Here is a 21258-nt window from a genome sequence, read left to right on the forward strand (position 1 = left end):
GGCGACCGCTCCCGCCCGGGCTGCGGCGCAGACCCGGCGGGCCGGGCCAGCTGGGCCACGTAGCGGTCCAGCCGACCGTCGACCAGGGCGGCGGCCAGGTCCGCGCCGGCCGTGTCGGCGATCTCCTCGGCGTACGGCCGGATGAGCGGCAGTGTGCCGGCGACCAGCCGTACGGCGGCGGCCCACAGCTGGCTGGTGGCGCCCGGACGCAGCCCGAGGCAGAGCAGCATGTCCGACCGGTAGCCGGGTGGGGCGACCGGCAGTTCCAGGGCCGCCGCGAAGGCCGCCCGACGGGAGTGGACCCGCACCGACGGGTTGGCCGGGCGCAGCACCGACGGGCAGAGGCGGGCCAGGTCGGCGACGGCGAGCCGGACCCCCACGCGGTCGTTGGCGACGCGGGCGGCGGCGGCCTTACCGAGCGTGGCGATCAGCTCCTCCAGCCGGGGTGGCTCGGCGGGCTGACAGAGCACCGGCAGATCGATCCGGGGCCGCCAGTGCGGGTCGGCCCAGAGCAGTCGCGCCGGTGTGGTGACCGGCAGCCCGAACGCCCAGTCGGCCGGTTCGCCGAGTCGGTGCACCCAGGAGCGGACGTCACGGGCGGCCACCGAGACGTGGGTGACGCGGCCTGCGGATTCGGCCAGGTACGCCTGTCGGGCGGCGTACGGGGCACCGCCGACCAGCACGTCGAGGTCGACGTCGCTGTGTGCGGTGGCGGCGCGGCGGGCGTGACTGCCGCGCAGCAGGATGCCGACGACCGGCCGCTCGGCGCCCTGTCGCAACCGCGCGGCCCAGTCCTCAAGAAAACCGCTGTCCGGTAACGGAGCGTGACCCACCGCGCCATCGTGCCGTACGTCCGATCAGCGCGCAATGCCCGTTGGCGGACTCGGTGTCCGGTCCGGAGCCTACTGCCCGTTCTCACGCTGTACGCGACGGCGGGCAGTCGGACACCGGCCGCGACCGTTGCGCCCGGATCAGTATTTCATCTAGCGTTGAGTTCAACAGATGATGAGTTTCCTTGGAGGTGCGCGATGGACGACGCGATAGCCGTCCGCGACCTGGTCGTCGACCGAGGCGGGCGGCGGGTGCTGGACGGCATCAGTTGCCGCGTCCCGCGCGGGGCGGTCACCGGCCTGCTCGGCCCCAGCGGCAGCGGCAAGACCACGTTCATGCGCGCGGTGGTCGGTGTGCAGGTGGTCGGCGGCGGGGAGATCACCGTCCTGGGCCAACCGGCGGGCACTCCGGCGCTGCGCCACCGGGTGGGCTACCTGACCCAGGCGCCGAGCGTCTACGCCGACCTGACCGTTCGGGAGAACGCCCGCTACTTCGCCGCCCTGTATGGACGGGGGCGGGTCGAGGCCGACCGCGCGGTCAGCGATGTCGGGCTGACCGATGCGGCGGGCCAACTGGTCGCCACCCTCTCCGGCGGCCAACGCAGCCGGGCCTCCCTGGCCTGTGCGCTGGTCGGCGAGCCGGAACTGGTCATCCTCGACGAGCCGACCGTCGGTCAGGACCCGGTGCTGCGGGCCGACCTCTGGGCCCGGTTCCACGCGATGGCCGCCGCCGGCACCACCCTGCTGGTCTCCAGTCACGTCATGGACGAGGCGGCCCGCTGCGACCGGCTCCTGCTGATCCGCCAGGGGCGGCTGATCGCCGACGACAGCCCCGCCGCCATCCGCACCGCCGCCGGTGTCGACGACCTCGACGAGGCGTTCCTGCGCCTGATCCGGGCCGGCGAGGCGGGCCCGACCACCACCGCCACGACAGCCGGACAGGAGCAGTCATGAACCCGCGGATCCTGGCGGCCACCACCGGCCGCATCCTGCGCCAGCTCCGGCACGACCGGCGGACCATCGCGCTGCTCGTGGTGGTGCCGGCCGTCCTGCTCACCCTGGTCTACTTCATGTACGCCGACCAGCCCACCCCGCCCGGCCAGCCGACGACGTTCGACCGGGTCGCGTTGGTGATGCTGGGCATCTTCCCCTTCGTGATCATGTTCCTGGTGACCAGCATCGCCATGCTGCGCGAACGCACCTCCGGCACCCTGGAGCGGCTGCTCACCACACCGCTGGGCAAGCTCGACCTGCTCTTCGGGTACGGCATCGCGTTCGGGCTGGCCGCCGCCGTGCAGGCCGCGGTCGCCGCCGGAGTGGCGTACTGGATCTTCGGTCTGGAGACCGCCGGCAGCATCGGTCTGGTGATCGGGATCGCCGTCGTCGACGCCGTGCTCGGTGTCGCCCTCGGGCTGCTGTGCAGCGCCTTCGCGCGCACCGAGTTCCAGGCAGTACAGTTCCTGCCAGTCGTGGTGATCCCCCAACTGCTGCTCTGCGGGCTGTTCGTGGCCCGCGACCAGATGGCCGGCTGGCTCCAGGCGCTCAGTGACGCCTTCCCCCTGTCGTACGCCATCGAGGCGTTGCAGGAGGTCGGTGCCCGCGCCGAGCCGACCGGCAGAATGTGGCGGGACGTGGCGGTGGTGCTCGGGGCGGTGGTGCTCGCGCTCGTGCTCGCGGCGGCCACCCTGCGTCGACGCAGCGGGTGAGGCTGCGGCAGCCGTGGGCGGACCCGCCCACGGCTGCCCAGGTGGACGAACGAAGGGCGGCGATGACGCGGCGGACCGGCCGGCGACCCGGCAACCCGGACACCCGGGAGGCGATCCTCGACGCAGCGCGCACGGCGTTCGCCGAGCGTGGCTTCGACTCCGCCTCGATCCGCGCCATCGCCGGCACGGCAGGCGTCGACCCGGCGTTGGTGCACCACTACTTCGGCAGCAAGGACCAGCTCTTCCTCACCGCGATGAACTTCCCGGTCGACCCTGGTGAGCTGGTGCCGAAGGTGATCGCCGGCGACCCGGACGGGGCCGGTGAGCGACTGGTGCGCACCTTCCTCGGCGTCTGGGACTCACCGGCCGGCAGCGCCGCCCAGGCACTGCTTCGCTCCGCGGTGAGCAACGAGTGGACCGCTCGACTGCTGCGCGAGTTCGTCACCACCCAGGTCCTGCGGCGGGTGCTCGAACAACTCGACGTCGATCCGGCCCAACTGCCGCTGCGCGGTTCCCTGGTGGCCACCCAGATGATCGGCCTGGCCATGATGCGGCACGTGGTGCGTCTGGAGCCGGTCGCCTCGGCGGACCCGGAAACCCTGGTCGCCACGATCGGCCCGACGATCCAGCGCTACCTCACCGGCCCTCTGCCGACCTAGGCCGTGTCTTCAAAGGTCACAACCATTGGAGTAGCGCGGCGATGGTGACGGTGGCCTGGAACGAGGTTGCGGTCTTGTCGTAGCGGGTCGCGACGCTGCGGCACTGCTTGAGCCGGTTGAAGCACCGTTCGACGACGTTGCGCCGCTTGTAGAGCTGCTTGTCGAACACCGGTGGTCGGCCGCCACGGCTGCCGCGTCGGTGGCGGTTGGCCTGCTGGTCGGCGCGCTCAGGGATCGTGTGTCCGATGCCGCGTCGGCGCAGGTGCTCTCGGATGGCCTTCGAGCTGTAGCCCTTGTCGGCGATGACATGGTCCGGGCGGACCCGAGGTCGGCCGGGACCTGAGCGCTCGACCCGGATGGCGGCCATGACGTTGGTGAAGCGGGTGCAGTCGTTGACGTTGCCGCCGGTGAGCACGAACGCCAGTGTCCGACCCAGCCCGTCGCAGGCGAGGTGAATCTTGGTGGTCAGTCCACCTCGACTTCGACCGAGGGCGTGATCTTGTGGTTCGTCCGATTCACAGGCCCCCCTTTAGCGCCCGCGGCATGCTGGTGGGCTCGCACGATCGTGGAGTCCACCGACACCAGCCAGTCAATGTCCCCGGCCGCGTCCGCGTCGGCCTGGACCCCGGCGAGCATCCGCTCGAACGTGCCATCAAGGGCCCACCTGCGGAAACGGGTATAGATCGACTGCCACGACCCGTAGCGGGAAGGCACATCCCGCCACGCCGCCCCGGCCCGGATCTTCCACACGATCCCGTTGAGCACCCGCCGATCATCGACCCGAGGCCGACCACCCGTGACCGCCGACGGCAGATACCGCGACAGCGCTTCCCACTCGACGTCAGACAACTCGTAGCGACGACCCACGCCCTACATCATCCGACACCACGATCCTTTGAAGACACTGCCTAGGGCCGGCCTGCGGCGGGCCGGCTCTCGGGTTCGCAGGGTTGAACGGTGCGGAATCGGAGATGGTAGGGGAAGTCCGTCTTCGACAGAGCCCCAGGAACAGGATCATGAGCCAACCGACGAAACCCGTTCTGCAGGCCATCGGTCAGGCCTCCCTCGGTGCTGTCCTGCTGAGCACCGGCGTCGGTCACCTGACGACGAAGCGGCAGGAGTTCCGGGCACAGGTGCCGTCCTGGCTGCCGGTCGACGTCGACAAGGTCGTGGTCGTGTCCGGCCTCGCTGAGGTCGCGCTGGGATCGGCGTTGCTGGCGACGTGGCGCCAGCCCGCCCGCCGGTTGCTCGGCCGGGCCGTCGCCGGCTTCTTCGTCGGGGTCTTCCCCGGCAACATCGCCCAGTTCGTCGAACGCCGGAACGGCTTCGGGCTGGACACCGACCGCAAGCGGGCGCTACGCCTGCTCGGTCAGCCGGCGCTGGTGGCGTGGGCGCTGGCCGCGACCCGCGATCGGTCCCGCTGACGGCGTGCAGCCGGGCAGGTGGTGCCAGCGGCGTGCCTACCGGGCTCAGTACGGCGGATGGGCCTCGGCCGGGCGGCGCAACGTCGGGAGCAGCCAGCCCAGTTCGTCGGCGTCGGCCAGCGGATCCGGGAAGGCTAGCCGGATCCGACGCCGCGCGCCCGGTCGACCGAGGGCGACCACCAGCCCGTAACGATCGATGCGCACCACCCGGGGTGGCCCGTCCGGGGTCTGCTCGGTCAACCCGAGCTGCCGGCGCAGATACTCGGTGACCTGCGCGCCGTCGCACTCCGCGAGGTCGGCCAGCAGACGCGCCTCGACCGGGTGCACCGGGTCCGGCTCGGCCCCGGCATACTCCACCGGGTCGACACGGTGCACGGCGCCGGCCCGCTCCCAGCGGACCTCGACCACCTCGAAGCGGAACAGTCGGAACCGGGTGCCCAGGTCGAGCAGGTCGCCGGTCGGCTCCACCGCGGCGAAGTCGACAGCCGCGTGGCGGGCCTCGTCGCCGTGCAGCTCGGCAGCCCACCCGGAGACCCAGGCGCGACCCAGACCGGGCGCACCGGCGGCGGGCGGCAGGTCGAGCACGTCGAGCACCACCGCCACGTCGCTGCCCCCGGCCACCGGTTGCAGCGCGGCGGCCAGGTGGCTGGCCACCGGCACCAGCAGCAGCACCCGCCCGTCCGGGTCGGTCACGTGCCGGGCGTGGTGCGGACCGGGCCGGTGGGCCAGGTGCACGAGACCGGGCAGGCGCCCGGCGACGAGGGTACGAACGATCTCGGCGGGGTTGGGCCGCATGGGCGCGACCTCCTTCGAAGGTTAGGCTTACCTAAGCCGGAGCCTAGAGCACCTGACCTTCGACGTCCACCACACCGGCGCATCGCGTCACCGGGTCTGCTCCAGCCAGGACGCGTAGAGCAGGCCGTAGACCGAGTCCGCGTCGCGGACCAGCTCGTCGTGCGGACCCCGCTGCACCACCCGACCGCGGTCCACCACGATCACCTCGTCGGCCGCCTGCGCCGTGGAGAGCCGGTGGGCGATCGCGAGGGTCGTCCGGCCCCTGGTGACCGCGTCCAGGGTGCGTTGCAACCGCACCTCGGTCGCCGGGTCCACCGCGCTGGTCGCCTCGTCCAGCACCAGCAGGTCCGGATCCGCCACGTACGCGCGGGCCAACGCGACAAGCTGCCGCTCACCGACGCTGAGCGCCTCGCCGCGCTCGCCGACCGGAGTGTCCAGCCCCGCCGGCAGGCCATCCAACCAGTCCGACAGACCCAGCTCGGTGAAGGCGGCGCTCAACTGCTCGTCGGTCAGCTCCGGCCGGGCGAACCGGACGTTGTCCCCCACCGTCGCGTCGAAGAGGAACCCGTCCTGCGGCACCATCACCACCCGGGACCGCAGCGAGTCGAACCGGACGTCCGCCAACGGCACCCCGGACAGCAGCACCGCCCCCGCCGACGGGTCCATCAGACGGGTCAGCAGCTTCGCGAAGGTCGTCTTGCCACTGCCGGTCTCGCCGACCACCGCCACCCGGCTCTTCGCCGGAATCTCCAGGTCGATGTCGTGCAACACCGGCGGACCGCCCGGGTACGCGAACCGCACCCCCGCGAACCGGATGTCCAACGGCCCGCTCGGCAGGTCCCGTCCCTGCTCCCCCGGGTCAGCCACGTCCGGGGCGACGTCCAGCACGTCCAGCACCCGACGCCAGCCCGCGATCGCGTTCTGCGCCTCGTTGAGCACCTCGGTGGCGATCTGCACCGGCTGGATGAAGAGCGTCACCAGGAACAGGAACGCGGTCAGCTGGCCGATCGACAGCGTGCCGTCCACGCCCAGCGTCACCCCCAGCACCACCACGCCGGCCAGCGCCAGCCCCGCGGCCAACTCACCGACCGAGCTGCCCACGATGCTGATCCGGATCGCCCGCTGCTGCGCCAGCCGCTGCCCGTCGATGGCCTCGTCCAGCCGCCGCTCGGTGCGCCCCGCGATGCCGTACGCCCGGATCACCGGCGCGCCCACCACGCTCTCGCCGATCGCGCCGAGCAGCGTGCCGGTGCGCTGCCGCACCGTCGCGTACGCCGAGCCCAGACGCTGCTGCAACTGCCGGATGACGAAAACGGCCGGCAGGAACGCGGCCAGCACCACCAGGGTCAACTGCCAGGAGTACGCCAGCATGACGGCGGTGGTGACCACCAGCTGACCGAGGTTGACCAGCAGGATCACCCCGCCCCACTGGAGGAACTGGGTGATCTGGTCGACGTCGCTGGTCACCCGCGAGACCAGCGAGCCGCGCCGCTCCGACTGCTGGTGCAGCATCGACAGGTCGTGCACGTGCCTGAATGCCCGCGTCCGCACGTTGGCCAACGCCGTCTCGCTGACCGTGAACAGCCGGCGCATCATCAGATAACCGCAGACCGTCGTGATCACCAGGATCGCCGTGGTGATCGCCACCACCGTCCAGACCACGTCGAGGTTCAGACCACCGACGAGGCCGCGGTCGATGCCCTGCTGCACGGCGACCGGCACGGCCACCCGACCGACCATGTAGACCAACGCCAGGGCCAGCGTGCCGGCCAGACCGGTCCGCAGCTCCGGCGACAGCGCCAGACCTCGGCGCAGGGTCTGCCAGGTCGTCTCCTCCCGCTTGTCACCCATGCCCGTCGTGCTCACCGGTCCACCTCGATTTCCAGGCCCGAGGGCAGCGGCGCGACATCGTCGCCGTACGAACTTTCCTGCGCGCGGTCGACCTCGGCCTGCTCGTAGGCGGTGACGAGGTCGACGTAGCCGGGCACGGTGGCCAGCAGCTCGGTGTGGGTGCCCCGGGCAATCACCCGCCCCTGCTCCACGTAGATGACCTCGTCGGCGAGCGCGATGGTGGCCCGCCGGTATGCCACCACCAGGATCGACGCGACCGGCACCCCCGGCTCGGCCGTCGACGACCGCAGCCCGGCCAGGATGGCCGCCTCCACGCGGGGGTCCACCGCGCTGGTCGCGTCGTCGAGCACCAGCAGGCGCGGCCGGCCGGCCAACGCGCGGGCCAGGGTGAGCCGCTGCCGCTGCCCGCCGGAGAGCGAGGTGCCCCGCTCACCGACCATGGTGTCCAGGCCGTCGGGGAGCGCGGCGACGAACCCGTCCGCCTCGGCGAGCCGCAGCGCCGCCCAGACGGCCTCGTCGTCGATGCCCTGCCGGTCGAGGGCGATGTTGGCGCGAACCGTGTCGTCGAAGACGAACGGCACCTGCGCGACCAGCGCCACAGTGCCGGCCAGCGACGCGGCGGTCAGCTCGCGCACGTCCACCCCGTCCAGGCTGACGCTGCCGGAGTCCGGGTCGACGAGGCGCACCGCCAGCGAGGCGATGGTGGACTTGCCGGCGCCGGTCGGCCCGACCAGGGCCACCGTCCGACCGGCCGGCACGGTGAAGCCCACCTCACCGAGGACCTGCGCCCCGGTCTGGTGCGCCTCGGCCGGCGGATAGGAGAAGTGCACGTCGCTGAACGTGAGGGTGGCCGGACCGGCGCCGGCCGCGTCGAGCACGCGCTGCCCGTACGGCATCTCGCCGGTGGCGTCGAGCACCCGGCGGACCCGGTCCCAGCCGGCGACGCTGCGCGGCAGCTCGGCCAGGACCCAACCGATGGCCCGCACCGGGAAGGCCAGCACGGTGAAGAGGAAGGCCACGCTGACCAGCTCGGTCACGCTGATCGCGCCCTGGCGCAGCCGGAACGCCCCGACCACCAGCACGGCCAGGGTGCCGAGACTGGGCAGGGTCTCCAACAGCGGGTCGAAGATGCCGCGCAGCCGACCGACCGCGATCAACGAATCGCGCAGCTCACCGGCGCGGCCCGCGAACCGGGCGGTCTCCTGGGCCTCGCGGCCCATCGTCTTGACCACCAGAGCGCCGTCGAAGCTCTCGTGGGCGATGCCGCTGACCTCGGCGCGCAGCCGCTGCGCCCGAGCCTGCCGGGGCGCCATCCGGCGGGAGTAGACGACGTTGAGCGCGAACAGCGCGGGGAAGACCGCCAGGCCGACCAGGGCGAGCGCCCAGTCGGTGGCGAAGAGCGACACGATCGCGCCGACCAGCATCACCAGCGTGCCGACGGCGAAGGGCAGTGGCGCGATCGGGTACCAGGCCGCCTCCACGTCGGAGTTGGCGTTGGACAGCAGGGTGCCGGTGGAGTTGCGGTGGTGCCAGGACAGCGGCAGCTCCAGGTACCGGCGGGTGACCCGGCGGCGGTAGGAGGCCTGGAGGCGGTACTGCATGTAGCCGGCACCGAGCCGACGGCCGAAGATGCCCGCCACCCGCAGCACGCTGATCCCGAACAACGCGGTCGCCGCCAGCGCCAGGGTGCCGGCGCCCACCTCGCCGCGTTCGATGGCCGGAAGCGCCACCTCGCCGATGACCGACCCGACGACCCTCGCGCTGACGATGATCATCCCGCCGAAGAGCACGCTGCCCACGACCGCGACGGTGAAGATCCGTGGCTGCTCGCGGATCGCCTGCCGCAGGACCCCCAGCCCTCGACTGAGCACGTCCCGACTTGTCCTGCTCGCCACACTCTCCCCCGCCGTAAGCCGCAATTATCTCCCTCATCCTTACCGGTCCAGGCCAGCACCGCCGACCCCGACGGGATATGTCGACCATCACGTACCGGACGGGGCGAACCGCGGACATGGAACCGGCGGACGGTAGCCGCGCGCCAACGGGCCGCCGGGCCTACGATCAGGCCATGCCGCGGTACGCCCGAGCCGAGCGCGATGCGCTGGCCGATCTCTTCCTGGCCCTCGGGCCGGACGCCCCGACGATCAACGAGGGGTGGGCGACCCGTGACCTCGCCGCGCACCTGGTGCTGCGGGAACGCCGCCCGGACGCGGCCGGGGGCATCATGCTGCCGCCGCTGCGCGGCTACGCCGAGCGGGTCCGTCTCCGACTCGCCGCACAGCCCTACCAGGAGCTGGTCGACCAGGTGCGCAACCCGCCGTTCTGGAGCCCGGTCAGCAACCGGGTGACCGACGAGCTGGCCAACATGATGGAGTTCTTCATCCATCACGAGGACGTGCGGCGGGCCGGCTCCGGGTGGCAGCCGCGGGACCTGCCGGTGGGCCTCCAGGCTGCGCTCTGGAAGCGTGCCTCCCCGATGGCCCGGTTGACGCTTCGCCGCTTTCCGGCGGACCTCTACGTGCAGGCGCCCGGCCACGGCGAACTCTCCGTCGGCCGGGGCGGCGAGCCGCTACGGGTGGTCGGCGCCCCGGCCGAGCTGGTCTTGTTCCTTTCCGGTCGGCAACGGGTGGCCCGGGTCCAACTGGACGGTCCTCCGGAGGCCATCCGACGCCTCCGGACCGCCAGCCTGGGAATGTGACGCTATGCCTGGAAACGGTCACAGGTCTACTGTGGAATGCCCCACACCCAGCGACGAAAGCTGATACCTCCTCACGTACGCTTTACCGCGTCACTCTTCGCCGAGCGGCAACGAGTGGGGACGGACTGTGCGAAGTTTCGCGATTTCGGCGCTGCGGGAGCCCCCGTTTCCCGTAGGCCGCCATGAGGCCACCGAACGGGTGGCGGACGAGAGCATCGAGTGGGCACAGACCTTCGGGCTGATCGATTCCAGCCAGCGGGTTCGTCGGCTGCAACGGGCCGACGCCGCCGGCCTGGCCGGCCGCGCCTGCCCGGCGGGCTCGGTGGACGGGTTGCGACTCCTCACCGACCTGATCAGCTGGCTCTTCGTGATGGACGACGCCTGCGACGAGGACGGCCTCGGCGCCGACCCGGTCCGGCTGGGACCGGCCATCAGCACCCTGCTCGACGTGCTGGACCGGTACGGCGACCCGGACGTCCCGCCGCCCGCCGTCGGGCCCCTGGGTGACGCGTTGCACGACCTGTGCCGCCGGACCCGGCTGCACGACGACCATGCGGCGCTGCTGCTGCGGTTCGTCAGCCAGATGCGGGAGTACCTGCTGGCACTGCTCTGGGAGGCGACCAACCGGGAGCGTCGGCGCGTGCCGAAGGTGGCGGAGTACCTCCAACTGCGCCGGCACATCGGCGGCGTGCACCCCTGCCTCACCCTGACCGACCTGGCATCGGCGCGGCCCCTCGGGGCGATCCAGCGCGCCAACCCGGCGCTGCTCGCACTGGATCTGCTGGCGGTGGACCTGGTCTGCTGGTGCAACGACCTCTTCTCCTACGGCAAGGAGAGCCAGGCTGATCCGGAGGCGCACAACCTGGTCACCGTGATCGCCCAGGGCGCCGCCGGGGACGAGGCGACCGCGCTGCGGACCGTGGCGAACCGGTTCAATCAGAGCCTGGCGGCATACCTGGAAGCGGAGGAGGCGCTGCTGTCCAGTGGGAACGACGAGATGACCCACGCGGCGGCCACCCGGCGCAACTGGGTCCGGGCCACCTACGACTGGTCAGTCGTGGCTGCCCGATACGCCTGATTCCGCCGGACCGGTCGGTGGGTTGGGCCGGCCGGACGATCACCAGGGCTAGCCGATGCACGGTGCCACGCAATACTCTTCGGTAACCATCATGACGTGACGACGGTCACGCCACCACCCCCGAAGGCGGCTCCAGCGATGGCTCTCGATGTACCGTACCGTTCCATCCCGGACATGTTCCTCAAGCGCGTGGCGGCCACCCCCGACCGGAACGCGTTCGCCTCCCCCGCCCCCGACGACTCAGGGCCCGTCTGGCTGACCTGGGAGCAGGTCGGCCAGCGTGCCAAGGCGGTCGCCGCCGGCCTGCACGGCCTGGGCGTCGGCCAGGAGGACCCGGTCGCGATCCTCGCCAACACCCGACTGGACTGGGTGATCGCCGATCTCGGCATCATGTGCGCCGGCGGGGCGACCACCACCGTCTACCCGACCACCGAGCCGGCGGACGCGACCTTCATCATCACCGACTCCGGCTCGAAGGTGCTCTTCGCGGAAAATCCGGCCCAGGCGGCGAAGATCGCTGGCGCCAATCTGCCCGCGCTGACCCACGTGGTGCTCCTCGACGGCGACACCGACCAGGCCGCGGCGATCCCCCAGTTGACCCTCGCCGAGCTGGAGGAGCGGGGCACCCGCGCGCTGGCCGCCGAGCCGGATCTGATCGACATGCTGGTGGCCGGCATCGGCCCGGACCACCTGGCCACCCTGATCTACACCTCCGGCACCACCGGTCGACCCAAGGGCGTCGAGCTGCTGCACGGCGGCTGGTGCTGGGAGGCCGTGGCGCAGGCGGAGGTCGGGCTGCTGCGCGACGACGACCTGCAGTACCTGTGGCTGCCGCTGGCCCACTCGTTCGGCAAGACGCTGCTCTGCGGTGCCATCCACGTCGGCCTGCCCACCTATGTCGACGGGCGGGTGGAGAAGCTGGTCGACCTGCTGTCGGTGATCCGCCCGACGCTGATGTGCGGCGCTCCCCGGGTGTTCGAGAAGGTCTACAACCGGGCGGTGACCACCGCGCAGGACGGCGGCGGCGCGAAGGCGAAGATCTTCGCGTGGGCCGTCGGCGTCGGCAAGCAGAAGGTGACACTGGAGCAGGCCGGCAAGCCGGTGCCGGCCGGGTTGAAGCTGCGCTACGGCGTGGCCGAGAAGCTGGTGTTCAGCAAGCTCCAGGCCCGCCTCGGCGGCCGGATGCGGGTGCTGGTGTCCGGCGCGGCTCCGCTCAGCCCGGAGATCGCCACCTTCTTCGCCGCGGCGAACCTGCCGATCTCGGAGGGCTACGGCCTGACCGAGACCAGCGCCGGCAACTTCGTCAACCCGCCGTCCGGGCTCCAGATCGGCACTGTGGGCCGGGCGATGGGTGACCTGGAGTGCCGGATCGACACCGACGGGGAGATCCTGGTGCGTGGCCGGCCGGTGATGCGCGGCTACCACAACCTGCCGGAGGAGACCGCCGCCGCGTTCACCGAGGACGGCTTCTTCCGCACCGGTGACATCGGCACCCTGGACGAGCAGGGCTACCTGCGGATCACGGACCGCAAGAAGGACCTGGTCAAGACCTCGGGCGGCAAGTACATCGCGCCGTCGCACATCGAGGGGATGTTCAAGGCGATCTGCCCGTACACCTCGCAGGCGGTCGTCGTCGGTCAGGCCCGCAACTTCTGCACGATGCTGGTCACGCTGGACCCGGACGCGATCCGGGGCTGGGTCGCCGGTGGTCCGCTGGAGGGGCGCAGCTACACCGAGATCGTCGCCTCGCCGGAGGCCCAGACGATGGTCGAGGAGTACGTCGCCCAGCTCAACGCCAAGCTCAACCGCTGGGAGACGATCAAGAAGGTGGCCATCCTGCCGCGCGACCTGACGATCGAGGACGGCGAGATCACCCCGTCGTTGAAGATCAAGCGGCGTGGTGTGGAGAGCAACTTCGCGGCCCAGATCGACAAGATGTACGCGGGCACGCTCGCCGAGCTGTGAGCCGGCCGAGGGTCCCGTGTCGGCGAGAGAGCCGGCACGGGGCCCTCACAGGTGGTGGCCCCGCCACCTCGTGTGTTCCTCTTCCGCGGCGAGCTGCTCCTCGAACGCCTTCTGCCGGACCCCGGCCCGGCGCCGCGAGTCGACGACCGTCTGCGCGGCCACGGCCAGCGTCGTGGCCAGGGCCAACGTGCCCAACGCGATCAGCTCGGGCAGCGGCCCGGCAACCGGCACCAGCGCGACCAGCAGCAGGATCCCGCCGATCGTGGGCCAGCGGGGGGCGTCGAGCATCAGCCGGCCGAGCGCGATGAGCGCGAGCAGGTAGAGCGCGACCCCACCGTAGAGCGCCAGCAGGTCGAGGCCCGGCAGCGGGATGCCCCAGCTCGGTGTGTTGGGGTCGGCGCCCTCGTGGATCAGCCCCTTGAGCCCGAGCGCGAACAGGATGACGCCGGCGATGACCGGCAGGTGCAGGTAGCTGTAGGCGTTCCGGGCCAGGATGGCACGGGCCTCCGGGTCGCGGGTGCGGTGCAGGGTCTGTTCCATGCCGAGCGCCAGGGTGTCGAAGTACGCCCACCACATCGCGGCGACCACCGCGACGCCGAGGAGCGCGGCGAACAGCACCGGCCAGGTCAGCGGCAGACCGGCGATCCCGCTGGGGCTGAGTCCGAGCGCGATGATGGTCTCGCCGAGGGCGACCAGGACGATCTGACCGTGCCGCTCCGCCCAGTGCCCGGCCGAGAGCACCGTCCACCCGCTGCCCCGCAGCGTGAGGCCGGCTCCGTACTCCACGCCGAGGGCCGCGAGCCAGCACAGCAGGCGGGCCACCGACTCGGCTGTTCCGTCGAAGAGCCGCTGCGGCAGCAGCCCGGCGACCACGATGAGGGCCGTGGCCAGCAGCAGCGGCAGAACGAGCAGCCGCCAGCGTCGACGCACGTCGCGGTTTCGGCGGCCGATCCACAGGAAGATCACCGTCTCGCTCACACGCACCAGGAAGTAGCAGGTCGCGAAGACCAGCGGACCGAACAGCCCACCGGGCCGGTCGACGAACGCCTTCGGCAGACTCAGCGCCAGCACGAAGGCGGCGGCGATGGTGACGAAGCCGATCGCCGGGACGATGCCCTGGTCGGTGCGGATCAGGTTGCCCAGCACGGCGAACCCCGACCAGCACCACCAGAGCAGGGCCAGCAGCACCAGGCACTGCACCAGGCCCCGGGCGGTCGGATTGCCGGCGGTGGCCGTGGTGACGTGCAGGAACGCGAAGACGAAGACCAGGTCGTAGAAGAGTTCGAGCGGGGTCGCCCGTGAGCCCGGCGCGCTCCGGCGGACCCCGCGCATCCCCCCGCCCTCGCCCATCAGGAGATTGTGGCAGCCAAGATGGGGTGAAAGGTACATTCCCGCATACCGTGGAGGATCTGGCGCTGGCCGACGATCGTGGGCTGGTGGTCAGTTCGGCGATGGCTCAGGCGATGACGGCGGGCTCCCGCCATCGCTGCCGGCCGGCGCGGTCCAGGTCGTAACGCACCGCCGCGATCCGCCCCACGGCCTCCACCAGGTCCGCGGCCGGCAGGGTGAACGGCAGCCGCAGGAACCGCTCCATGGTGCCGTCCAGGCCGAACCGGGGGCCGGGAGCCAGCCGTACGCCGACCTCCTCGGCGGCCCGGGCCAGCGCGCTGGAGACCGGGCCGTCCAACTCGGCCCACAGCGTCACGCCACCCCGGGGCACTGTGACCCGCCAGTCCGGCAACCGCTGCGCCAGCGCGCCGAGCAGAGCGTCGCGCTGGACGGCCAACTGGACCCGGCGCTCGGCCACGATGGCGTCGGCGTCGGCGAGCAGGTGCACAGCGACCAGCTGGTCCAGCACCGGGCTGGCCATGTCCACCCCGACCCGGACGGCGGCCAGCCGCTGCACCTGCGGCGCGGAGGCGCGCACCCAGCCGATTCGCAGGCCGCCCCAGTAGGGCTTGCTCATCCCGCCGATGCTGATCACCCGGCTGTGTCGGTCGTAGACGCCGACCGGGGGTGGCAGCTCGGTGCCGTCCAGCGGAAGGTCCACGAAGGACTCGTCGATGACCAGATCGGTGCCGACCGCGTGCGCGGCGGCCACCACCCGCTCGCGCAGCGAGGCGGGCATCAGGTGCCCGGTCGGGTTCTGGAACTCCGGAATCAGGTAGGCCAGCTTGGGCCGGGTCTGCCGGAGGCTGCCCAGCAGCAGGTCCGGCTCCCACCCGTCGGCGGCCAGGCCGTGGGTGGTGATCCGGGCCCGTCGCCCGGCCAGCGCGGCGAGCGCGTTGGGGTAGGTCGGTGACTCGACCAGCACACTGCCGCCAGGGGCCAGTGCGAGTCGCAACACCAGGTCCAGTGCGTGCTGGGTGCCGCTGGTGACCATGATCTGGTCGGCCGAGGTGGGCAGGCCCCGGGCGGCGTACGCGTCGGCCACCGCCTCGCGCAGCTCGATGATGCCAGTCGGGTGGTAGCCGGCCCCGCCCAGATAGCGGGGCAGGTCCTCGGTGGCGGCACGGGCGGCCGTCAGGAGCTGCGGTGGGGCCGCCAGCGCGGCGACACCGAGGTCGAGCATCTCCCGGTCGTCCAGCGGGGTCCACAGGCCGGTGCTGGCCACCCGGTGGTTGCCGGGCAGCATCGTCCAGCTGCCGGCGCCGCGGCGGCTTGCCAGGTGCCCGGTCTCGCGCAGTTGCCGGTACGCGGCGGTGACAGTGGTCCGGCTGATCCGTAGCGCCTCGGCCAGCTCCCGTTCGGCGGGAAGGCGGACGCCCAGCGGCAGCCGGCCGTCGGCGAGCAGACCGCGCACTGTGCCGGCCAGCGCGGCGTAGTCGGGGTTGCGTCGGCGGCCCGGCAGGGCGTGCCACTGACCGAGCAGACGCGCCAATTGGACGCCGCGCACCTGACCCGTCATGGCCACTCCCCGGATATTGGCTTCTTCCTCGACGTGGATTGGCACCTAGGGTGGCATGCATGGCATTGCTTGGCAATCTGCGGCACCGGCCGGTTCGACGGTTGGTCCAGCTCTACCTCGGGCTCGTCCTCTACGGCGTCAGCATGGCCCTGATGGTCCGCTCCGACCTGGGCCTCGACCCGTGGGACGTGTTCCACCAGGGCCTCTCCGAGTTGACCGAGCTCTCGTTCGGCACCGTCACCATCGGCGTCGGCGCTCTGGTGCTGCTGCTCTGGATCCCGCTGCGACAGCGGCCAGGGCTCGGCACGATCAGCAACGTCGTGGTGATCGGTCTGGTCGTGGACGCCACACTGGCCCTGATGCCAGCCGGTGGCCCCCTCGGCGTCCGGATCGCGCTGCTCGTCACCGGGATCGTCGCCAACGGCGCCGCCACCGGCATGTATCTCGGTGCCCGGCTGGGCCCGGGCCCACGTGACGGGCTGATGACCGGATTCGTCGCCCGCCGGCCGGGCTGGTCGGTCCGGCTGGTGCGCACCGTCATCGAGGTCACCGTCCTGGCGCTGGGCTGGCTGCTCGGCGGCACTGTCGGCCTGGGCACTGTTGCGTACGCGCTGGCCATCGGTCCGTTGGCCCAGCTCTTCATCCCGCCGTTCGCCGTACCCGAGGAAAGTGTGTCCGACGCCACCACGCGCGGTGCCACCGTCCCCGACGGTGCCGTGTCCGACGGCGCCGCCGCTGCCCCGGCGGAGGCCGACGTGCCGCGACCAGGCAGCACCGCCCCGGCCGCTCCCACCGGCTGAGCCCTCACCTACCGTTCGCGAACCGGCACGCGGTGGTGGTCCGGTGTGCCGGATGGAGGGTGGGTGTTCCCTTCCGCGACGCGCGCCGTCATCATCTCTGCATGGGGGAGAACGGTTGGCGCTGGACGGACGCCTGGATCTTCGTGTCGCTGGTCATCGCGAGCGGAGCCGGACGGCACCACCGGTCGGCCACGAGTCGACGGCCGGAGGGCGTCCGCCTGACCGACGTGCTCTCCACCGCCGATCACCTCAACCACGCGATCCCGCAGCGGCACGAGGTGGAGGCCGCGATCCAGCGGCTGGTCGGCTCCGGGCTGGTGAGCGTCGCCGACGGCTGGTTCCGGATCACCGCCGAGGGTGAGCAGCTCTGGCGCACCCGCCCTCGGGCGGGGGTGGCGACCATGGTGGACACCGTGCAGGGGGTGCTGACCCGCCGGCACGCACCCGGCAGCGCGGACTGGATCCTGGAAGAGGCCGACCACGCGGCAGCCGTCCAGGAATACGCGGTCCGTTCGATCCCGACGCCCCGGCGGTCACCGGAGGGGCACTCCGGCGTGCACTGACCGGCTCAGCGCACCGGGTGGCCGCTGTGGCGCAGCGCGTCCTTGACCTCGGCCACGGTCAGCTCACCGAAGTGGAAGACGCTGGCGGCGAGGACCGCGTCCGCTCCGGCACCGATCGCGGGCGGAAAGTGAGCCACCTCACCGGCGCCGCCACTGGCGACCACCGGCACGTCCACGACCGCCCGCACCGCAGCGATCAGCTCCAGATCGAAGCCGGCCTTGGTGCCGTCGGCGTCCATCGAGTTGAGCAGGATCTCCCCCGCACCCAACTCGGCGCCCCGCTGCGCCCACCGCACCGCGTCCATTCCGGTGCCGCGCCGACCGCCGTGGGTGGTGACCTCGAAGCCGCTGGGCGTGCCGCCGTCGGGCGACCGACGCACGTCGAGGGAGAGCACGAGCACCTGCCGGCCGAACCGGTCGGCGATCTCGGCGATCAGCTCGGGGCGGGCGATGGCGGCGGTGTTCACGCCGACCTTGTCCGCCCCGGCGCGCAACAGTGTGTCGACGTCGGCGACCTGCCGGACCCCGCCACCGACGGTGAGGGGGATGAACACCGACTCGGCGGTGCGGCGCACCACGTCGAGCATGGTGCCCCGGTCACTCGAGGACGCAGTGACGTCGAGGAAGGTCAGCTCGTCCGCGCCCGCCCGGTCGTACGCGGCGGCCAGCTCCACCGGGTCGCCGGCGTCGCGAAGGTCGAGGAAGTTGACCCCCTTGACCACCCGCCCGGCGTCCACGTCCAGGCAGGGGATCACGCGCACCGCCACCGTCATGCCGCGAGCCTATCCTCCGTCAACGACACGGCGGTCGACCCGATCGGGTCGACCGCCGTGAACGAGGCCTGGGTCACACCTTGACGAGCATCTTGCCGAGGTTGTCGCCACGCAGCAGGCCGATGAACGCGTCCGGAGCGTTCTCGATGCCGTCCACGATCGTCTCGTCGTAGGACAGCGTGCCCTCGCGCAGCCAGCCGGCGACGTCGCGGACGAACGCCGCCCGCATGTCGTTGTGGTCGTTGACCAGGAAGCCGCGCAGGGTGAGCCGCTTACCGATGACCAATGCCAGGTTGCGCGGCGCGGCCGACGGCTCGGTCTCGTTGTACTGCGAGATCATGCCGCAGATCGCGGCCCGGCCGTGCAGGTTCATGGCCGAGATGGCGGCCTCCAGGTGATCGCCGCCGACGTTGTCGAAGTAGACGTCGACGCCGTCCGGCGCGGCCGCCCGCAGCGACTCGCGGACCGGCCCGTCGTGGTAGTCGAACGCGGCGTCGAAGCCCAGCGCCCGCAGCCGCTCGACCTTGGCCGGCGAGCCGGCGCTGCCGACCACCCGGCCGGCACCCTTGAGCTTGGCGATCTGGCCGACCAGGCTGCCGACCGCGCCGGCCGCGGCGGAGACGAAGACCGTCTCGCCGGGCTTCATCGCGGCGACCTCCAGCAGCCCGGCGTACGCGGTCAGCCCGGTCATGCCCAGCACGCTGAGGTACGCGCTGACCGGCGCGACGCTCGGGTCGACCGGCCGGGCTGCGGTGGCGTCGAGCAGCGCGTACTCCCGCCAGCCCAGCCCGTGCAGGACGGTGGTCCCGACGGCGACGTCCGGTGCCTCGCTGGCCACCACCTCGCCGATCGAGGCACCGTCGAGCGGCGCGTCGAGGGCGAACGGCGGCACGTACGACTTGACGTCGTTCATCCGTCCGCGCATGTACGGGTCGACCGACATGTACTGGTTGCGGACCACGATCTGGCCCGGGCCCGGCGTCGGGACGTCGGTCTCGACGAGCCGGAAGGTGTCCTCGGTGGGCCAGCCCTGAGGGCGGCTGGCCAGGTGGATCTCGCGGTTTCTGGTCACGGGGTGGTCGTCCTCTCGTCCGCGGTGGGGGTCTCGGTCCGCGAGGTCACGCGGCCAAGGTCTCCCGGACGGTCAGCGTGACGTCGATGTTGCCGCGGGTCGCGTTCGAGTACGGGCAGACCTGGTGGGCCTGCTCGACGATCTGCTCGGCGGTCTCGCGGGAGACGGCGGGCAGGTCGACGACGAGCTCGACGGTGAGCCCGAAACCGCCGCTGCCGTTCGGGCCGATGCCCACCTCGGCCGCGACGACGGAGTCGCTCACGTCGGCCTTGGCCCGGCGACCCACCAGCCGCAGAGCGCTGTGGAAGCAGGCCGCATAGCCGGCGGCGAAGAGCTGCTCGGGGTTGGCGGCGCCGCCGGCGCCACCCATCTCCTTCGGCACGGCCAGGTCGAGCGCGAGGGTGCCGTCGGAGGTCTCGACGTGGCCGTCGCGGCCATCACCCTTGGCGGTCGCGGATGCGGTGTAGATGACCTGCATGAGAGTCACTGCTCCTTCTGTCGATGGATGGTGTCGGTGACCCGGGTGAGCGTGTCGCGCAACGCGACGAGCTCATCGATGCCCAGCCCGGTGGCCAGGGCGATCCGCACCGGGACGTCGCAGAGCTGCTCCCGCAGCGCCCGCCCCTGCTCGGTGAGGCCCACCTCGACCCGCCGCTCGTCGCGCGCCGACCGCCGCCGAACCACCAGGCCCGCTCCTTCCAGCCGCTTGAGCAGCGGGGAGAGCGTGCCGGAGTCCAGTCGCAGCTCGGCGCCGAGCTCGGACACCGTGGGGGCGTCGTCGGGGCGTTCCCAGAGCACCAGCAGCACCAGGTACTGCGGGTAGGTCAGCCCGAACTCGTCGAGGATCGGCCGGTAGACGTCGGTGAGGGCGCGCGACGCGGCGTAGAGCGCGAAGCACACCTGTCGGCGCAACAGCAGATCATCGGTCACCGCTGAACCGTAGCCCACAATTAAGTTGTGCACAACTTATCTGGCCGGGAAGCGGCCGGCACCACGCCGACCGCCGACCCTCAGCGACCGCCGAGGTACGCCTCCAACTCCACCTCGACCAGGTGCTCCGGATCCAGCAGACCGGCCACCACCACCAGGGTCGCCACCGGCCGGACCGCGCCGAAGACCGCATTGTGCGCCCGACCCACCTCGTCGGCGTGCAGCCGGTCGGTCACGTACATCCTGGTCCGGACCACGTCGCCGGGCTCCGCACCCACCTCGGCCAGCGCGTCCAGCCCGATCCGCAACGCCTGCGCGGTCTGGGCGGCGGCGTCACCGACGTGCACCACCCGACCGTCCACCGTCGCCGTGCAACCGGCCGTGAACGCCAGGTCACCGGCCCGAACCACCCGGGAATAGCCGTACCGCTGCTCCCACGGGCCACCCGAGGAGAGCCGGGTGACCGTCACGCCTCGGCCAGGGTCCGCAGCGCCTCGGCCACCGTGAAGGCACCCGCGTAAAGCGCCTTACCGGCGATCACACCCTCCACCCCGAGCGGCTCCAGGGTCGCCAACGCCCGCAGGTCGTCCAACGTGGACACCCCACCGGAGGCGATCACCGGTCGATCGGTGCGGGCACACACCTCGCGCAGCAGGTCCAGGTTCGGCCCGCGCATCGTGCCGTCCTTGGTGATGTCGGTGACCACGTACCGGCTCGCGCCCGCCTTGTCCAGCCGCTCCAGCACCTCGTACAGGTCACCACCGTCGCGGGTCCAACCGCGCGCGGAGAGGGTGTGACCCCGCACGTCCAGCCCGATGGCCACCCGGTCGCCGTACTCCCCCACCACGCGGTCACACCAGACCGGGTCCTCCAGGGCGGCAGTGCCGATGTTCACCCGGGTCGCCCCGGTGCCCAGCGCCGCCCGCAGCGACTCGTCGTCCCGGATGCCGCCGGAGAGCTCCACCTTCACGTCCAGCTGGCGCACCACCTCGGCGAGCAGGTGCGCGTTGGTGCCCCGACCGAACGCCGCGTCCAGGTCGACCAGGTGGATCCACTCGGCGCCGTCCTGCTGCCAGGCCAGCGCCGCGTCCAACGGCTCGCCATAGATGCTCTCGCTTCCGACGGCGCCCTGCACGAGCCGGACGGCCCGGCCGTCGGCGACATCCACAGCGGGTAACAGGGTGAGGCTCAACGTCTTCTCCTCGA

Annotated in this window: 19 protein-coding genes and 3 pseudogenes; 9 read left to right on the forward strand and 13 right to left on the reverse strand. The window is 71.8% G+C overall.

The genetic code is table 11. The annotated features are described in order from the left end of the window. Window positions 1–146: 146 nt before the first annotated feature. A pseudogene (locus FBZ33_RS33785) lies at window positions 147–833 on the reverse strand (phosphoribosyl-AMP cyclohydrolase); the annotation flags it as partial. A 195-nt stretch (window positions 834–1028) separates the two neighbouring features. Here FBZ33_RS33785 and FBZ33_RS21890 point away from each other — a divergent pair. The 3 genes from FBZ33_RS21890 to FBZ33_RS21900 all read left to right on the forward strand — a co-directional run bounded on the left by FBZ33_RS21890 (window position 1029) and on the right by FBZ33_RS21900 (window position 3195). Then, the gene (locus FBZ33_RS21890) at window positions 1029–1784 is read left to right on the forward strand and encodes an ABC transporter ATP-binding protein (protein WP_099855969.1); all 756 of its coding nucleotides are present in this window, start codon (window positions 1029–1031) and stop codon (window positions 1782–1784) included. Then, window positions 1781–2536: an ABC transporter permease gene (locus tag FBZ33_RS21895; RefSeq protein WP_141910506.1), complete on the forward strand. Its 756-nt coding sequence runs from the start codon at window positions 1781–1783 to the stop codon at window positions 2534–2536. The genes FBZ33_RS21890 and FBZ33_RS21895 overlap by 4 nt, the downstream gene beginning before the upstream one ends. Before the next feature lie 62 nt (window positions 2537–2598). Then, a complete protein-coding gene (locus FBZ33_RS21900; RefSeq protein WP_141910507.1) occupies window positions 2599–3195 on the forward strand; it encodes a TetR family transcriptional regulator in 597 nt (198 codons plus the stop codon). 16 nt (window positions 3196–3211) lie between these two features. Here the strand turns inward: FBZ33_RS21900 and FBZ33_RS21905 are convergent. Then, a pseudogene (locus FBZ33_RS21905) lies at window positions 3212–4062 on the reverse strand (IS5 family transposase). A 149-nt stretch (window positions 4063–4211) separates the two neighbouring features. Between FBZ33_RS21905 and FBZ33_RS21915 the strand changes: the two are divergent. Continuing rightward, window positions 4212–4619 carry a hypothetical protein gene (locus FBZ33_RS21915; protein WP_088949342.1) on the forward strand — a complete coding sequence of 136 codons (408 nt, stop codon included), beginning with the start codon at window positions 4212–4214 and terminating at the stop codon, window positions 4617–4619. Window positions 4620–4664: 45 nt separating this feature from the next. Here FBZ33_RS21915 and FBZ33_RS21920 read toward each other — a convergent pair whose 3' ends face one another. The 3 genes from FBZ33_RS21920 to FBZ33_RS21930 form a co-directional block, all read right to left on the reverse strand. Then, window positions 4665–5414: a DUF2470 domain-containing protein gene (locus tag FBZ33_RS21920; protein ID WP_141910508.1), complete on the reverse strand. Its 750-nt coding sequence runs from the start codon at window positions 5412–5414 to the stop codon at window positions 4665–4667. Between the two features lie 87 nt (window positions 5415–5501). Beyond that, on the reverse strand, window positions 5502–7265 hold the full coding sequence (locus FBZ33_RS21925) for an ABC transporter ATP-binding protein (protein WP_141912864.1): 1764 nt from the start codon (window positions 7263–7265) through the stop codon (window positions 5502–5504). 11 nt (window positions 7266–7276) lie between these two features. Continuing rightward, a complete protein-coding gene (locus tag FBZ33_RS21930) occupies window positions 7277–9160 on the reverse strand; it encodes an ABC transporter ATP-binding protein (protein WP_141910509.1) in 1884 nt (627 codons plus the stop codon). Window positions 9161–9333: 173 nt separating this feature from the next. Between FBZ33_RS21930 and FBZ33_RS21935 the strand changes: the two genes are divergently transcribed. The 3 genes from FBZ33_RS21935 (at window position 9334) to FBZ33_RS21945 (ending at window position 13006) form a co-directional block, all read left to right on the forward strand. Beyond that, entirely contained in the window at window positions 9334–9963 is a 630-nt protein-coding gene (locus FBZ33_RS21935; RefSeq protein ID WP_141910510.1) for a TIGR03085 family metal-binding protein, read from the forward strand. Window positions 9964–10090: 127 nt separating this feature from the next. Continuing rightward, a complete protein-coding gene (locus FBZ33_RS21940; protein WP_141910511.1) occupies window positions 10091–11041 on the forward strand; it encodes a terpene synthase in 951 nt (316 codons plus the stop codon). 138 nt (window positions 11042–11179) lie between these two features. Continuing rightward, the gene (locus tag FBZ33_RS21945) at window positions 11180–13006 is read left to right on the forward strand and encodes a long-chain fatty acid--CoA ligase (RefSeq protein ID WP_141910512.1); all 1827 of its coding nucleotides are present in this window, start codon (window positions 11180–11182) and stop codon (window positions 13004–13006) included. Window positions 13007–13051: 45 nt separating this feature from the next. Here FBZ33_RS21945 and FBZ33_RS21950 read toward each other — a convergent pair whose 3' ends face one another. Continuing rightward, a complete protein-coding gene (locus FBZ33_RS21950) occupies window positions 13052–14356 on the reverse strand; it encodes a low temperature requirement protein A (RefSeq protein ID WP_141910513.1) in 1305 nt (434 codons plus the stop codon). A 106-nt stretch (window positions 14357–14462) separates the two neighbouring features. Then, window positions 14463–15914, reverse strand: coding sequence for a PLP-dependent aminotransferase family protein (locus FBZ33_RS21955; RefSeq protein WP_141910514.1), 1452 nt, complete (start codon window positions 15912–15914; stop codon window positions 14463–14465). A gap of 59 nt (window positions 15915–15973) precedes the next feature. Here FBZ33_RS21955 and FBZ33_RS21960 point away from each other — a divergent pair. Together FBZ33_RS21960 and FBZ33_RS21965 are read left to right on the forward strand one after the other, a co-directional pair. Continuing rightward, window positions 15974–16622, forward strand: a pseudogene (locus tag FBZ33_RS21960) (YitT family protein); the annotation flags it as partial. A 193-nt stretch (window positions 16623–16815) separates the two neighbouring features. After that, on the forward strand, window positions 16816–17277 hold the full coding sequence (locus tag FBZ33_RS21965) for a hypothetical protein (RefSeq protein WP_141910515.1): 462 nt from the start codon (window positions 16816–16818) through the stop codon (window positions 17275–17277). Window positions 17278–17282: 5 nt separating this feature from the next. Here FBZ33_RS21965 and hisF read toward each other — a convergent pair whose 3' ends face one another. The 6 genes from hisF to priA form a co-directional block, all read right to left on the reverse strand. Beyond that, window positions 17283–18050 (reverse strand): imidazole glycerol phosphate synthase subunit HisF, encoded by a 768-nt coding sequence (gene hisF / locus FBZ33_RS21970; protein WP_141910516.1) that lies wholly within the window; start codon window positions 18048–18050, stop codon window positions 17283–17285. Between the two features lie 73 nt (window positions 18051–18123). After that, a complete protein-coding gene (locus FBZ33_RS21975) occupies window positions 18124–19122 on the reverse strand; it encodes an NADP-dependent oxidoreductase (RefSeq protein ID WP_088949352.1) in 999 nt (332 codons plus the stop codon). Window positions 19123–19168: 46 nt separating this feature from the next. Next, entirely contained in the window at window positions 19169–19600 is a 432-nt protein-coding gene (locus FBZ33_RS21980; RefSeq protein WP_088949353.1) for an organic hydroperoxide resistance protein, read from the reverse strand. Window positions 19601–19605: 5 nt separating this feature from the next. Continuing rightward, window positions 19606–20052: a MarR family winged helix-turn-helix transcriptional regulator gene (locus FBZ33_RS21985; RefSeq protein ID WP_141910517.1), complete on the reverse strand. Its 447-nt coding sequence runs from the start codon at window positions 20050–20052 to the stop codon at window positions 19606–19608. Window positions 20053–20132: 80 nt separating this feature from the next. Continuing rightward, window positions 20133–20522, reverse strand: a complete 390-nt coding sequence (locus tag FBZ33_RS21990; RefSeq protein WP_141910518.1) for a RidA family protein — start codon at window positions 20520–20522, stop codon at window positions 20133–20135. After that, on the reverse strand, window positions 20519–21244 hold the full coding sequence (priA, locus tag FBZ33_RS21995; RefSeq protein ID WP_088949355.1) for a bifunctional 1-(5-phosphoribosyl)-5-((5-phosphoribosylamino)methylideneamino)imidazole-4-carboxamide isomerase/phosphoribosylanthranilate isomerase PriA: 726 nt from the start codon (window positions 21242–21244) through the stop codon (window positions 20519–20521). The genes FBZ33_RS21990 and priA overlap by 4 nt, the downstream gene beginning before the upstream one ends. Between the last annotated feature and the right edge of the window lie 14 nt (window positions 21245–21258).

Origin of the sequence: Micromonospora sp. A202 (genome assembly GCF_006715105.1) — a bacterium.
In the GTDB taxonomy this organism is placed as follows: Bacteria; Actinomycetota; Actinomycetes; order Mycobacteriales; family Micromonosporaceae; genus Micromonospora; species Micromonospora zamorensis.